This is a genomic window from Vibrio tubiashii ATCC 19109 (assembly GCF_000772105.1).
GTDB lineage: Bacteria > Pseudomonadota > Gammaproteobacteria > Enterobacterales > Vibrionaceae > Vibrio > Vibrio tubiashii.
The window spans coordinates 67,839-82,695 of sequence record NZ_CP009355.1; the positions used below are offsets into that span (position 1 = coordinate 67,839).

Below are 14,857 nucleotides of genomic sequence, written 5' to 3' on the forward strand. Positions count from 1 at the left end.
TGATGAAAGGAAAGAACAATGTCTATTACTTCAAAACTAACTACTTTAACTCTTACGCTAGGCATGGTTGCTGGGGCTAGTGCAGCCGATGGGTTTGACCCATCGAAGCCAGTATTAAAAGAACTAAAGAATGGTATCTATCAGTACTCCCAGTTTTTTTATAACAGCCTGGTTGTTGTTACAGACGAAGGCGTGATTATTACTGACCCTTCAGGCGATGCTCGTTCTGCACAAATGATGAAAGAAATCCGTAAAGTGACAGACAAGCCAGTCAAAAAAGTTATTTACTCCCATGATCATTTTGACCACTCTCGTGGCGGCAATATCTTCAAGCAACAAGGCGCAGAATTTATCGCTCAAGAAAATTGCTCAGACCTTCTTTCTCGTGATTTAGAAGATAAGGTGGCTTATCCAACGACTACCTACAAAGATGACATGACGGTTTCGTTAGGGGGAAAAAGCGTCGACTTACATTACTACGGTAAGAATGATGGTAATTGCATGAGTATTGTTCATATGCCTGAAGACAAAGTATTAGTTGCAGTAGATTGGCACTTGCCGCAATACCTAGTGAGTTCTGGGCGTTTAATCGAGCAGGACTATGTTGCTACATTGAACACGATAAAGCGTGTTCGTAAAGAGCTAGAATTTGACACCATCATAAATGGTCACATCCCTGTCGATTCACCAGAACTGCTAGAAGAGAGTGAAGAGTTTGCTCAGGCTCTATTCGATGCGGTTTGGAAAGGGCTGCAAGATGGCAAATCAGTCGATGAACTAAAAGAGTCGATAAAACTACCGAAATTCAGCCATTGGAATGGTTATGAGGAACATTTGCCTGCTCATGTTGAGCGTATGGCCTACTCAATTTGGCATGGTAATTAATAGGGGGCTAATGATGAAACTGCATGTATTCGATAGCTGCCCATTTTGTGTTCGTGTTAAGACCGTTGTCGGGCTTAAAAATATTGATTGTGAAATTAGCCCGATGACTTTGGGGCAATTGCCAGAATCGTTAGCGGGAAAATTAGAGAGGTTGACTGTCCCTGTGCTTGAACAGTGGAAGCATGATGGTGAGCAGACGGTGATGGTCGAGAGCCTCGACATTATCCGCTACTTGGATCAACAAGATGAACCAATGTTCACGAGCTACGAAGTATCAGAAGCATTGAGCAACCTTCTAAAGCGGCTTTACCCTGTATCTGCGCAGCTTTTGTATCCTCGCATGCCACGGCTTAATCTCCCTGAGCTGTCTACGCCAGGTGCTCTCAGTATGTTTGTTGAATCGCGTAAAGACGCATTAAACCAATCTATTGAGCAAGCCTTGCAAAAGACCGAAGAGTACCTTCCTGAGCTTAAGCGGCTTTTGGAAGAGCTGGAATTATTGCTCGATATAGATGCTCTCGTCTCTGGTGAGCGTAAATTAAACATTGACGACATTGCCGCATTTTCCGAGCTGCGAAACTACACAATGGTCGCTGAACTAGAAATGAGTGAACGCATGAAGAGCTTTGTTTGTTTCATCGCATCATGCTCTGGCATGTCGTTATATCCACCAATCAGTCAGTAAAGGAGTTCAAGATGGCAGGTAACAAGTTTTTCCAACTGCTGGTTATTTTTTCACTCATACCTTTGGGGCCACTGGCTATTGATGTCTACTTGCCATCTTTTCCACAGATGATCGAGGCTTTCGCTGTCACTGATAGCGAAATAAGACAGACTATTTCGATTTACGTTCTGGCTTTGGGTGTGAGTCAACTAGTTGCGGGCCCAGTATCTGATCGCAAGGGGCGTAAGTTCTCTGCCATGCTTGGGCTGTTCATGTATGCAGCAGGTAGCTTGTTGGTTGTGGCATCTTCCTCTCTAGAAATGCTATACGCAGCGCGAGCTCTGCAAGGAGTAGGTGCTTCATTCACTATGATCACCGCCATGGCTTGGGTTCGAGACAACTACGAAGGTGACGTTGCGGGTAAGTGGTTAAGCTATATGGGCGGTGTAACCAGTGCAGTACCAACCATTGCTCCGCTCATTGGTAGTGGGGTAGCTCTCTTGTGGGGGTGGACAGGTGGCTTCTACCTCATGGCTGGTTTAGCTTCCTCGCTGTTTATTATGTCTGCTATAGCACTTCAGCCTAAGAAGAGTGTTACGACCACGGTTGATGTAAACGACACGCAGGCGCTTAAATGTAACGTGCGCGATATTTTAAGCAATCGTACTTTTTTGGTGTATTCACTGACTAACATGCTCAGCTTCGGTGCGCTGTTGACTTACATTTCGGTGGCTCCAATTGTTGCAATCAGTGAAGGCGGGTTTTCTCAAGTGCAGTTCTCTCTTATCTTCGGTTTGATAGGAGGCGTTCAAATACTTGCTAGCCTTATTGCACCTAGATTGATGAAGTCGTTTGGCCGGAGGAACACTGTGCGATTTGGTGCCACTGTTATCACTGTCGGAGGAATGGGTTTGTTGCTTGTTAGCTCTAATGCTACTTATCTGTTCTTTGCTTTATCGGCATTGGGAGCAGCAGGCTTCAGCCTCTTATCTGGCTCTGCTACATCTCTTGCGCTTGAGCCCTTTAAGTATTGTGCTGGCTTGGCAACATCTATTGATGGTTTTTTCAGAATGATTGGAGGAGCATTGCTTGTCGCTGTATCGGGACTTTTAGGGTTCAGTAGTATCTCTACACTGGCCATGGTCATGCTGTTGTCATTGCTGCCAGTTTTGTTAGTCACGGTAGATAACCGAACCACACATAGAACTAGCTAAAGATTAAATTAGCACCTAAATTCATCGCTTTGAAATTGATGAACATAAAATAATCAGGTGCTAGATGCCCAAGTCACATAACCACCACAAATGTGGTGGCTGTGTGATTTGGGATACATGTAATAGATAAATGACCGTAGCAATTCAATATGTAGCTTTGCAATACCTCACCTAATCCGTTGAATGCTAATTTAGCAAAACCACTGACCAACAAATGTCCCGAGACGTGCTACAGATGGTGGGCGTAACACGTCTTTCTAAAAATAACTCTAGTACTTAAAGTCATTTTGGCCTTCACCTCAAAAGGAACTAACGTTTTTCACCGAACCCTGATCCAAAAATTAAGAAGGTCGCATCATGCGACCTTCTTGTTCTTTGTCTTAGCGAGACTCTAACGGGTATGAGCGGTAGCTCCACATGCCGTAGGTTCGAAGGGCATCACGGTAGATTCCTAGTAGCTCACTGTCACTTGCCTTGGTGAGTTCTTTTAGAGGCCTGTCAGGGTAGCTGACCGTATCGAATGTGATGCCTTGTGGGCCTGTTTGCCAACTTGCAATCTCAAACAATGTCTGACCACGACGAACATGGCTTGCAGAGCTAATGATGGTTGCATGTTGGATGTTATGGCGGGCTAGGGCATAGCTGCTAAATAGCGCGTTGCCAACGGTGCTGGTGGCGTAGTTTTCTTCAATGATTCTGTCTTTGCTGATGCCTTTCTCGATCAACCAGTCAGCCATCAACTTGCCTTCGGTCTTGTGGTTCTTTGGTACGCCACCCGTTAGCACGATAAGCGCATCTGGGTTCGCTTTTGCCATTGCCAAAGTGGTTTCAAGACGCTCAACTAAGATCTGGTGCATTGAACCATCTGGGTTTAGTGCGTAACCCAGAGTAACAATCGCTCCCTTATCTTCTAACTTACCTTGCGCTGCTTTCTCTTTTAGTGGCGTCTCTAGTACGCGATCCACTGTCGAGAAAATTCGCTTCATGTCAGCCGCTTTGCCTGCATTGAGTTTCGATAAAGCATCCATGTGTTTGCTTGACTCAGCTTGGTTGCCTTTGAAACGTTGCCATACCGCAAGGTAGGCATGTAGATCCACATCATCCGGTGCCACCGTCAGTGCTTGCTCAAATAGCTCAATCGCACGATCAACATTCTTGTTATAAATCTGAGCATTAGCCGCTGAGATAAGAAGATCAGTACGGTATGGTTCCAGTTCGTATGCCTCTAGTAAGCGATCGGTAACAATCTCCATATTGCTTGGCATTTTCGCAGTGAACCCAGCATGCGAGATTCGAGCGGGGGATTTAAAAGCTGTCACGGCATCGCTCAGAAGCTGATCAACCACCTGTCTTTTCGTGACGAGTTGGGCGTAATCTGCTGAGGCTTGTACGGTAGAGTCGTTAGCGGCAAGAGAGTATGGCGCAGCAGTTAAAGCGATAACGCTACCTAGAGCGAGGGCAATGATATTCTTCTTCATTAGGAGATCCTAGTGTTGTTATGTGTCGATCTAAGTCGACGGATTTTTTGCAGTGTAAAATTACCTCTCAGATAGTCTGTGAATTGGTTCTCACTTTAAATGAAACACTCAGCATATGGTTGTGGATTGCGAACTAAGATCACGAACTGGATATTTAACCTATTGATATAAATGATAATTATGTCGTTAATACATAAGTGACGGGGGAGAAAAAGCCTGCTTACTCGCAGGCTTTATGGTTACTTAATCGCAGTACAAAAGCTGACGTCAGCATGCTGGGTTTGTGGGTCGTAGCTGTGGTAGAGCTCGAAGCAAGGTCTGTCATCGTTTTCTAGCCCTGTTTCGATCACTTTACTCATCAAATCATCCCAAGCGAGCGCATATTGGCTGTGCTGGGTGATGTTTTGGCGCATCACTGCGTACTCGCCACCGGGAAAGTCTTGCAGTTCTATGCCATTTATTACGTCTGTCTCTTCAGGTACCATCAAACAGATATCGGTACGACATTTATCGCTTGGAGTCACTTCAGGGTTGTCGTGATAGATGAAGATACAAGTATTCTCTGCTAACCCTTTCATGCCAGCCCATTGGTAGAGTCGACCACTGGCTTCTTGATAACCTTCGCCGTAAGGGCCTGTTACTCGGACATAAGCCAGTTTTGTCGCTGTAAAGTTTTGCGTTTCCATTTTGTTGCTCCACGTTGTTAGTTCAGATCCAGTATATGAATCGCTAGGTTTGCCTGCGTTTCCATTCTTGCGCAGCGTGTGTCCAATCTTGCTGTTTCGCGATAATTCAGAAAATTGCTGGTAGTTTTCGCAATCACGAAATGCGCTCGGCGTTACCCCATAATGTTGCTGAAACGCTTTAGCTAGGCTCTGTGAAGAGGCAAAACCATACTCCAATGCGATGTTTAGCACGGGTTGTTTTGATTTAAACAAATCGTCGGCTGCTGACTGCAATCGCAAACGTCTGACAAAATCAGCGAGGGTTTCTCCTTGCACGGCTTTAAAGGTGCGATGGAAGTGATATGGCGATAGGTTCGCTAGGGCTGCGACTTCTGGCAAATTGAGGGGTTGGTTGAAGTTCTTTTCCAGATAGCGAATCACTGGAATCAGCCTCTTTTGATAATCAACGCGCATTACTGAGCTCACCCTTGCTTTTAAATGACTGTATAAGCGTACAGTAAATTAGCTCGATTTAAAAATGGAGTTTTGATAAATGCGTAGCGCACAGTGACGAATTGAGTCACACTTATTGCCCATTTCCCGGTAAGCAAGGACAATCATGATCGCTTGGAAGCAGCACTTAGCCGGCTACGAGTGGCTTGTTCACCAAGTCTGGTACTTGGAGGTTGGACATGGTGAAGTGATTGATCCTAAACCTCATCTTATTCCCAACCCGCGCGCTCATTTGCTGTTCACTCTCAAGCATCAAACCTACAGCTACGACAACGGTGAAACCTTACTTTATGGTAAAGGTAGTCACCTACTGACTGCGAATGAAAATCTCCTTCTCTTAGAGGATGAGGCTCCGATCAAACGTATCGGTATTACTTTTCGACCTGAAGGGCTCTATGCCCTCCAATCTGCTTTTCACGATGATGCCCAAGTCAATGCGGTTAACCAGTGTCAGTGGTTTGATTGGCTGAGCCCTTTATTTGATGAGGATTTTCAACAAGCACTATGGCAACAAGATTCACCAGAAGCGTTGTTAGATTCGATAAAACGTCACTTAGACTTTTTAAGGATTGAACCCTGTCGAGCCAAACCGTTTTTGGTATCGCAGAAGGCCATCGCGGTGATGGACGCGCAAGCTCTGAGTTCATCGGAACTCGCCATAGATATGGAAGAGATTGCCGCGCAGTGCGCGTGTTCTCGAAGAACGTTAGAACGCAGTTTCAAGCAGGTGGTTGGTCTGAGCGTTAAGCAGTATCAGCAAATGGCCCGTCTTGAGCAGATGATTTTGGCACTCTACAAACAACAAGAGGCGATCGATTGGGTGAGTTTTTCGCAGCAATTTGGCTTTAGTGATCAGTCACACTTGATACGCACACTCAAGCAGCAGCTTAGAAAAACGCCGAACAAGTATTTGCAAAAACGCGATCTGACGATAGATATCTACGGTGACTTCGAATAGGAACTTGCGGCGACCAAGACAAGCAAGTTGTCGCAAAAGTCCAATTATTCTCTGGTTGGTTCCTCTAAGATAGTTGCCAGATAACGAGGTAACACATGTCATATCAAAAACTAAAACAAGGCCAAACCATTCCATTTAATGAGTCGTTGAATATTCAACTGATTCAAGCGTCTGATCTGCAAGATATTATCGAGATGCTGAATGACGATAAGGTCAACAAGTACCTGTTCTTCGCCCCGGCTGACGATAGCCTATATGAAGGTTTCTTTGGCCCAATCATTGAGAACACAGCTCAAGCGATCAAAGATGACGTTTGGCCAGAGAGTCCGACGTTTGTCATTCGTGATCAGCAAGGTAAATACATGGGGATGTGTGCAGTGACGTCGGTAATGTTCCTAACGGGTAATTATGAAGTCGGTTATCAGCTGCCGACTTGCGCATGGGGCAAAGGCATTGCGACTCGCGCGTGCCAAATGATGGCGGAGATTGGGTTTACCGAGCTTAAGGCGCATAAAGTCAGTGCAGATTGCTACTCATCGAATGTGGGTTCATACAAAACGTTAGAGAAATGCGGCTTTAGCCAAGAAGGACGTCAGACAGACTATTACAAGCTAGAGGAAGGCTTGGAAGACAAGCTTTACTACGGTATGACAGCAGAGCAATTCGCCTCTTTCAATCGTTTAGTGATCAAGCGACGCGTTTAAACAGCAAACGAAAAGGCCGCTATGCCCAAGATCGGGTTAGCGGCCTTTTCTATATTAATAGACCCTAGGTCTTAGTTGCCTTGATTTTGGCTTTGAAGCTTCTCTTTTGCTTCTTCAACTTTTGAGAAATCTAAACCCAACTCATCGACGGCTTCTTTGATTAGCGCAGGGTTTTGCATCACTTGCGCCATCAGCATTTGTAGCTTGTCTTGTGGCAGACCTAGTTGGCTGATCGTTGCCATCGCTGCAAGAGGGTTTTGCGTCAGAGTTTGGAAGATTTCGTTGATCTGTTCATCGCTGATGTTGTTCTCTTTCAGCAGTGCAATAATCGGGTTCATCATGTTTCCTTTTCAATCTATTGATGACTTTGCGCAGCAGTTTATCACTTGGATAGCGCGGATTGAACTAGCGCAAATCCAAATAGCTGAAACTGGATTGCGGCTTAATAACCCGTTAACTCCATATACCCCCTACCAGAGTGAGTGCCCTCGATACCAACTGGGCCTTCCCAATAGGGGACTGAAAGGGGCATTTTAGCGTTGGGGTTGAGCGCTGAAACCACAAGCTCGATTTGCTGACTCGGAATAGCCACTTGCCACTCGGTTGGGTAATTACGCCCTTGGATTTCAGTTTGTTTGGTCGCGTTCAATTGAATCTCATTGGGTGAAATGGCGATGCCCGAACCGTCTTGTCGCATCAGTCTGGCGCTAGAGTAACTGGCTTTTCCGGTATTGGAATCTCGCAACTGGAATACTACCAAGCTGGTTTCGTCGCTGAGCCTTAAGGCAAACCAATCCCAACCTTGTTGCGAGTCGAGCAAGAACTGCGAGCTCCACTCTCTGTCTATCCAGCCTTTACCCGTTACTTGATGAGTGTTGCCATCAATAATGACTTGGCCAGAAACATCAATAAACGGCTGGCTATAGTAATACGAAGCTACCTGACCATCGGCACTTTTGGTGCTGTAACCTTGCTCGCCCTGTTTTTGATAAGGTGCACCGCTAGTGAGTGTCAAAGAGTAGCCAAACTGCTCCGAACTGGCATTGAGTGTGGCGGGGAAGAGGTCATTGGTTGAAGAGCGCCACTGCCAATCGTCGAGATAAACCCGAAATGGCGATGCATCGACGCCTGCGAGTGAAGCTTGATCGCGTGACCATTTCTCATCGGCATAATGCTTGTCTGGCGTAGTTACTGCGCTATGCGCCATATAAATTTGTTGGCTCTGCCATACGTTTTTTTGCGCTTTGTTTTCCCCATCTTCTGGCGCGGCAGCGAAGCGAAATTGTGTCCATTGAACACCGAGTGGAGTGCCATTTTCATCGATTAAATTCGCCGTTAAATACCACCATTCATGACGAAAACTAGGGTGTGATTGATGATCGGCAGGGAAGGTGAGTTCAACGCCCTTTACTACAGGCGTGAATGGCTTGGTTTCAGGTTGAGAGCCTTCACTACCCAATAGCATCGCCATATTTTGCTGCTGAGGCTTTCCACAGCCAAGCAGCAACAGGCTACCCAATAGCAAAGAGAGGTTGCGTGCTAATTGATTCATTACAACACCTCGCTTTGCAAACTAGACACGACAGGCTTGCCGACCAAGCGCCACAGTGGAATCAGGGTCGCAACTACCGCGACTAAGATAGTGATTGCTGAAATGCTTAGGGCATCACTCCAACTCCACAGGTAACTTAAGCTCCAACCAAAGGCGCGCATGGTAACGATGTCCGTCAGCACATAACCGACCATAGCGCCGAGTGGTAGAGCGATAATCAAAGTAAAGCTGACCAAAGCGACGATTTGCCCGATGACCATGGTCATTAGTTTGCGGCGACTGACGCCAAGCGCGTAAAGCCTCGCAATGGCGGCTTTGCGCGCGTCGAGCAACATAAAACAAGCGCTAAATAAACCAATCACCGCGACCATTAGAGTCACGCCATTGAGGGCGCGCGTAATGGCGAAGGTCTGCGAGAAAATATCGAGCGCGATGGATTTGATTTGCGCCTGATTATAAAGCTGACTTGGGTGCAGGTTCAATTGCTTTCGCAGTTGGTCATAGACGAGATCTGGGTCGCTAGAGACTTTGACGCCAAGGCTGGTGGGCAAGTTGGTAAAGCCGCTTTCATGCCATAACTTTGGTGCCAATAAGACTTCACCATTGGGTGAACCGTAATCATGGAATATCGCCCCGACACGTAGAGTTTTGTTTGGAATTGCATCGAGCTCAAGTTCGCTATCGAGTGACAAGCCGAGTTTGACCGCAGTCGGCTCACTGATGGCGACCAACTCACCTTGGTAAAAGCGTTGCCAGAAGTTATCAAGGTGAGACTTGAACACCATGGTTTGCTCTAAGGTATCCTTGTCTTTGGTGCCGAGTAAAGTGGGCAAGCCTTGTAGGTTATCGTCGACATAGTATTGCTTGTAGACCGTCTCAACTCCGTCAAATCGCTCTAATGCGCGTTCCACATTGGCTATCTCTCCCTGTGCGGGACTAACGTAAATGTCGGCATGAAGCCTCTGTTCGAGCCACTGCTTTAGTGTCGATTCAAAGCTACCAACTAAGGTGTTCATTCCTATATTGGCTGTGACCGCAAGCAGCAGTGCCATCATGGCGAGAGAAAGCGGAGAAATGAGCTCGCGCAGTTCAGCGAACAGGTATTGGATCAAACCGGAACGGGAACGCCTTTCACATTCGTTGGCTAGTACGCTGAGTGTTTTAGGCAGATACAGAGGAATCGATACGACAAGTACGCCGAGCCAAGCCATTGTAAAACGGTGATGCTCACTCAACCATAATCCAGCGAGCGCAGCAACAGTCAACACAATACCAATCATGAACAGTTGGTTTTCGTTAGACGTTTCTGGGGCTTGATAAAAACCGCCTTGAGAAGAGAGCGGCTGGTTCACTCGCTGTTTAAAGTGCTGCCAACAAGCTAATAGTGTTGCCGCGAGGGTTAGCAGCAGCGCTTGTGCCCACCATTGCCACTGCCAAGTGCCGGGAAGCAGTGTTGCTCCGTAAAGTTGTTCAAGTGTGAGCGCAACGGTTGGGTGCAGCCAATGACTAAGTTGCATACCTAATACAAAACCGAGTGAAGCGCCGAGGGTAACCAGAATGGTCAGTTCAATCAGCAGTGCCGTGAACACCAGGTTTTGCCCAACCCCCGCTTGTTGGACTTGGACTAACAGCCGATTACGTTTGAGTAAGCTGTACTTCACGCCGTTATAAGCGATAAATAGACCAACCAGAAATGCCAATAGGCTCATCGCGGTAAGGTTGAGGTGGAAGCTATCAGTGAGTGAACCAAGATCAGTGCTTTGATTGTTGGCGATCCATTGTCCTTGCTCGTCGATGAGGTGTTGCCATTTTGCTTGTGCGTTATTACCTGTATTAAAGCCTGCGTCGAAAACAGCAATGTAACTGAGCTGTCCTTGTTTGTTGAGCAACTGCTGGGCAAAGCCAATATCCATCAACATTCGGCTGCCTAATTGCCACTCATCGGGTAATACGACGACACGGGTCGGAACTTCATCCAGAGTCAGTGTTTCTACTTCGCCTAAGTTCTGGTGCTGCGACAAGCTCATCATCACTATAGGTTCGCCAGCTAAAAGCTCAGGGAGCGGCAAAGCACTGTCGAATAGAGAAACGTTTTGCTCGCTGTCTGATGATTGTTGGTTGTGGGTTGAATAGCGAGAGCGTGATGAGATAGCAGCAATCAATTCGCTACCTTGTACTGACCAGCGACGACCTTGCTGGTCTCGAACTCGCCCTTCAATTACAGGTAATGCTGCACTGAGTCCGTTTTGTCTGAGACTGAAGTAAAGCGATTCAGGCAAATAGTTTTGCCCCGCTGCTGGAATTATCAGGTTTTTCGCTTGAGCACTCAGTTGCTCGGTGGATTCCGCATAGCTGCGCTTAGCATTGAGGTTGATTGCTTGTACGGCAACAAACAAGGTTACCGCGAGCACGATACCAATCAGAATTGCAGCTGCTTGCAGGGGAGCTTGGCGATAATGCGCCGCAAACAGATTCAATGTGAGTCGAGTGTGTGTGAGTCTGATACGCGAGAACCTAACCTGAGTCATGGTGTTACCCTCGGTCGCTTTGCTCTTGCAAAGTAGGGAGGGGGGGCTGCAAATCACCATTGCGTAATTGACCGTTTTCTAGCCGCAAACGAGTCTGCATAAACTCAGCGCAATCGGGGCTGTGGGTCACTAAGAGCACTGCAGTATTGCCGTGGGTGGTGATTTCACTCAGTAGCTTCATCACCTCCAATCCTGCTTTTTGGTCGAGATTTCCTGTCGGTTCATCGGCAAGTAGAAGTTTAGGTTTATGAGCCAAAGCGCGAGCGATGGCGACTCTTTGTTGCTGGCCGCCAGAAAGGGCAGAAACGTGTCTATCAAGAAGCTGATTGATGCCCAATGTCTCGATGAGATAATCGCACCAATCGTTCCATTTTTGTTGGTTTAGATGCAGAGGAAAGGCAATGTTTTGTTTTACGTTGAGTGGTGTTAACAGGTTGAATTGTTGAAAGATGACACCGAGCTTTTGATGGCGGAACTGGCTCCATTGCGGGTCTTTCCAAGCTGCTGTGTTATCGCCATCTAACCACAATTCACCATCGGAAAGCGGCTCAAAACCAGCAATGACATTGAGTAGGGTACTTTTGCCGCTACCACTTGCGCCCGTCAACGCCACACTTGCACCTGCCGCTAAAGTGAAATCGACGCCTTCCAATACGCGATGGGTTTCTTTGCCATCGACGAAACTTTTGTTGGCGCGTTTTAGTGACACTAACGGCAAATCCATGCGCGGCTCCTTGCTACTTTTTAGGCCTTGAGTTCTAAGTTGTACTCGTATTCCGTTTCCGAGATCTTTTTAAATCCAAGACGTTGGTACAACTGATAAGCAGGATTGGTTTTTATCACACTTAAACCAACTCGTGATTGGCTAGCTTGAGCTTTTTCGATCAGGTTTTTTACTAGTCTGCTGCCAATACTCGCGTTTTGGTAACCCGGATGAATCTGAATTTGGATGAGATACCAGAGGTTTTGATCGGCTTGGTATTCAGCTTTAAACAAACCAATAGGCACTTGATCTAAGGTAATGATTTGAGCACAGTCGAACTTGTACTGAATGCGATTCAAATAGTCGTCGAGGCTAATTGGCATGCCGACTTGTTCAAGGTAGTCATGCATTGTGGCATTGCGTAGGTCGACTAAAAAATCTATGTCTGATTCGAGTGCAGGTCTTAGGGAAATGTTCATCTTTCGTCCGTGAGATGTGAAGGCTTCATATGCAATGAAGCATGACACTTATTCAAGGTCGAGACAAATCGTTCTATTAAGCTTCAGATTAAAAACAAAAAAACCACCTGAAGCGGTGGTTTAGTTTACAGTCTTATGCGATTAAACGTAGTACGCTTCAACTTCGCCTTTTAGTTGGATAAGCATTGGGTTACCAAAGCGGTCTTTCGCTTTTGGAGATGCGATTTTTACCCAACCTTCGCTAACGCAGTACTCTTCAACGTCTGTGCGCTCTTGACCTTTAAAACGAATACCGATTTGGTGATCGAAGCACTCTTTTACAAAGAAAGGGCTACGTGGGTTACCTGATAGGCGATCTGGTAGAGCTGGTTTAGCTGTATCTGTCATGTTTTTCGACCTTGAAGTCCGTAAAAAAAGTGCGCCATTGTAATTCACAGATTGCTATGGGTTCAAGACATCTAATGACAGTTATCACAAACGATCTAAGTTTGAATCTACAACCCCTTCAAATACTGGGCATTGGCCGTTGGCTGAATCATGCTGTTTATGGCTTGAATATTCTTTTCGTTATGCTGATCCAGTAGCGCTAAAAAGGCATCAATCAATTCTGGTTTACTGGCTGTCACTTGTGTTTCGGTTTGAATATCGCGCAGATCGATCAACACATCAGTGAACAGTTGCGGTAAATCTTGCAATACTTGCAGATTCAATACGTTGTGTTCACTGTAGATTGAGTTGTGGCTGCCCTTTTGTTTTTGCACTACGTACGGGTTGTCTTTGAGATTAATGATAGATGTACGCTTGTCACAACGCTTCAAACAACCTTTATTGACTTTGATCTTGCGGCAGCCTTCGGTCTGTTGGAACAAACATTGGCGGCTCGTCAGCAGTGTATTTGGGTGGTAGATGCTGTAAAAGCTGCGCATGTTTTGCGGACGTTTAATATGGCGCATCTGCTTCATGTTCAACTCGTTGGAGACAAATGCGCCGCTTGCGGCAAACTCTTGTTGTAAACATTTGAATGAGTAAGAGTTGACCGTGTTCATCAGCGGGCCCGCGATCCAACCCAATCCAAGCTCTTGAGCTAAAATGCCTACTCCGGAGTTGTTAGTGATCGAGAGCGCTGGCTTTACTGCCTCTAACAGTGTGCGTGCAGCTTGGTAATCGTCACCAATCAAAATTGCAGGAAACCAAGGTTTTAACTGCGGATTTGCTTGGAACAGCTCGATCATTGCGTTCAGTTCAGCCGCCAGTCCCATCGGCAGCTGAAAATAGACGTCTACGTCAGTGTATTTGAGCAGTGCGACGTCTTGTGGTGATGAGAACAATACCGATAACCTTGGCGTTCCTTGACGCATTTCTGGCTGAGGTAGCAGGGGCAAAGTAGGTACATCAATCGCCCCTTTTAGGCTGCTAGCAGAAGCTTGTGTTGTAGTGACGTCAAAGTCTTGGGTCTTTTCAGCGACTTTCTCGATGATTGCTGTTTTGTCGTCGTAGAGCTTTTTCTTCACTACTTTTACATCGTCGGCGGATTCACATTTGTAGATTTTCGAAAAGTGTTTCACCGCATGGTCGCGGGGGTTGTCGATGTACATCGCTTTACCGAAGTCACCTTGCAAGAATGCATTGGAGAAATCACGGTTGAAGACGGTGTACAGTTCCGTGGTGTCATTCGACAGTTCCACGCCATCGCACAAGCGGTCAATCTGCTTACGCCAGTTGTCGACCACGGTGTAAACGTAGTGAGATTTCTTGATGCGGCCTTCCACTTTCAACGAATACACGCCGGCATCCGCAAGCGCTGCCAAATCGCCAAAGGCCGAGTTGTCTTTCATATTGAGTGGGTAGCTATTACCGGTTTTGGTGGTTTGGTACTCTTCACGACAAGGTTGACTGCATCGACCACGGTTGCCTGAAGCGCCATTACGCGCAGAGCTGATGTAGCAAATCCCAGAGAATCCGATGCAGTAAGAGCCGTGGACAAACACTTCCATCATTACATCATGCTCACGACCAAACTGAGCCAGCTGTTTAATCTCGCTGATGTTCAGCTCGCGCGATAGATTGACGCGACTTGCCGTCAATCGATTGAGAAACAATATTTGCCCCTCGTTATGGGTATTGAGCTGAGTTGATGCGTGTACATCTAAATCAGGAAAATAGTTGTTGAGAATGTAGGCCAAACCAAGGTCTTGTACGATCACGCCATCAATCGCCGTGGTGTTCAATTGACTAAGCAAGCGCACAATGGCTGGAATTTCGCTTTCTAGAATCAACACGTTGAGAGTCAGGAAGATCTTACAGTTGTGCTGATGCGCAAGCTGCAATACGCCATTCAAGTTATCTAAGGTGAGGTTAGTGGCTCGGTTACGCGCATTGAAACGGTCTAAACCACAATAGATAGCATCCGCCCCAGCGGCAATGGCTGCCTTAATCGAATCTAAATCTCCGCCCGGTGCTAATAACTCAAATTGATCGCGTGTCACTACTTATCTCTTACTCAATAAAATAGGA

Annotated in this window: 14 protein-coding genes; 5 read left to right on the top strand and 9 right to left on the bottom strand. The window is 46.5% G+C overall.

All coding sequences use genetic code 11. The annotated features are described in order from the left end of the window. Positions 1 to 18 precede the first annotated feature (18 nt). Genes IX91_RS15485 through IX91_RS15495 form a run of 3 tightly spaced genes read left to right on the top strand, consistent with a single transcriptional unit; the run spans position 19 to position 2,763 of the window. The gene (locus tag IX91_RS15485) at positions 19 to 885 is read left to right on the top strand and encodes an MBL fold metallo-hydrolase (RefSeq protein WP_004746417.1); all 867 of its coding nucleotides are present in this window, start codon (positions 19 to 21) and stop codon (positions 883 to 885) included. 10 nt (positions 886 to 895) lie between these two features. Further along, positions 896 to 1,570 (top strand): glutaredoxin 2, encoded by a 675-nt coding sequence (grxB, locus tag IX91_RS15490; protein ID WP_236642938.1) that lies wholly within the window; start codon positions 896 to 898, stop codon positions 1,568 to 1,570. A gap of 11 nt (positions 1,571 to 1,581) precedes the next feature. Then, positions 1,582 to 2,763 carry a multidrug effflux MFS transporter gene (locus tag IX91_RS15495; RefSeq protein WP_004746420.1) on the top strand — a complete coding sequence of 394 codons (1,182 nt, stop codon included), beginning with the start codon at positions 1,582 to 1,584 and terminating at the stop codon, positions 2,761 to 2,763. 380 nt (positions 2,764 to 3,143) lie between these two features. Here IX91_RS15495 and IX91_RS15500 read toward each other — a convergent pair whose 3' ends face one another. Further along, positions 3,144 to 4,241 (bottom strand): YdcF family protein, encoded by a 1,098-nt coding sequence (locus IX91_RS15500; RefSeq protein WP_004746421.1) that lies wholly within the window; start codon positions 4,239 to 4,241, stop codon positions 3,144 to 3,146. A gap of 239 nt (positions 4,242 to 4,480) precedes the next feature. Further along, entirely contained in the window at positions 4,481 to 5,380 is a 900-nt protein-coding gene (locus IX91_RS15505) for an AraC family transcriptional regulator (protein WP_004746422.1), read from the bottom strand. A 145-nt stretch (positions 5,381 to 5,525) separates the two neighbouring features. Between IX91_RS15505 and IX91_RS15510 the strand changes: the two genes are divergently transcribed. Next, the gene (locus IX91_RS15510) at positions 5,526 to 6,377 is read left to right on the top strand and encodes a helix-turn-helix domain-containing protein (protein WP_004746423.1); all 852 of its coding nucleotides are present in this window, start codon (positions 5,526 to 5,528) and stop codon (positions 6,375 to 6,377) included. 95 nt (positions 6,378 to 6,472) lie between these two features. Then, complete coding sequence (locus IX91_RS15515) at positions 6,473 to 7,081, top strand: GNAT family N-acetyltransferase (RefSeq protein WP_004749546.1); 609 nt, start codon at positions 6,473 to 6,475, stop codon at positions 7,079 to 7,081. A gap of 71 nt (positions 7,082 to 7,152) precedes the next feature. On the opposite strand, the gene IX91_RS15520 is transcribed toward IX91_RS15515, so the two are convergent. The 7 genes from IX91_RS15520 to IX91_RS15550 form a co-directional block, all read right to left on the bottom strand. Continuing rightward, positions 7,153 to 7,419, bottom strand: coding sequence for a DUF2999 family protein (locus IX91_RS15520; RefSeq protein ID WP_004746427.1), 267 nt, complete (start codon positions 7,417 to 7,419; stop codon positions 7,153 to 7,155). A gap of 104 nt (positions 7,420 to 7,523) precedes the next feature. Beyond that, positions 7,524 to 8,633, bottom strand: coding sequence for a lipocalin-like domain-containing protein (locus IX91_RS15525; protein ID WP_004746429.1), 1,110 nt, complete (start codon positions 8,631 to 8,633; stop codon positions 7,524 to 7,526). Beyond that, positions 8,633 to 11,161 carry an ABC transporter permease gene (locus IX91_RS15530; protein ID WP_004746431.1) on the bottom strand — a complete coding sequence of 843 codons (2,529 nt, stop codon included), beginning with the start codon at positions 11,159 to 11,161 and terminating at the stop codon, positions 8,633 to 8,635. The genes IX91_RS15525 and IX91_RS15530 overlap by 1 nt, the downstream gene beginning before the upstream one ends. Positions 11,162 to 11,165: 4 nt before the next feature. Continuing rightward, a complete protein-coding gene (locus IX91_RS15535) occupies positions 11,166 to 11,885 on the bottom strand; it encodes an ABC transporter ATP-binding protein (protein ID WP_004746433.1) in 720 nt (239 codons plus the stop codon). 20 nt (positions 11,886 to 11,905) lie between these two features. Beyond that, positions 11,906 to 12,343, bottom strand: a complete 438-nt coding sequence (locus IX91_RS15540; protein WP_004746436.1) for a GNAT family N-acetyltransferase — start codon at positions 12,341 to 12,343, stop codon at positions 11,906 to 11,908. 141 nt (positions 12,344 to 12,484) lie between these two features. Then, a complete protein-coding gene (locus IX91_RS15545) occupies positions 12,485 to 12,730 on the bottom strand; it encodes a DUF3297 family protein (protein WP_004746437.1) in 246 nt (81 codons plus the stop codon). A gap of 107 nt (positions 12,731 to 12,837) precedes the next feature. Beyond that, the gene (locus IX91_RS15550) at positions 12,838 to 14,829 is read right to left on the bottom strand and encodes a peptidase U32 family protein (RefSeq protein WP_004746439.1); all 1,992 of its coding nucleotides are present in this window, start codon (positions 14,827 to 14,829) and stop codon (positions 12,838 to 12,840) included. Positions 14,830 to 14,857: the final 28 nt, after the last annotated feature.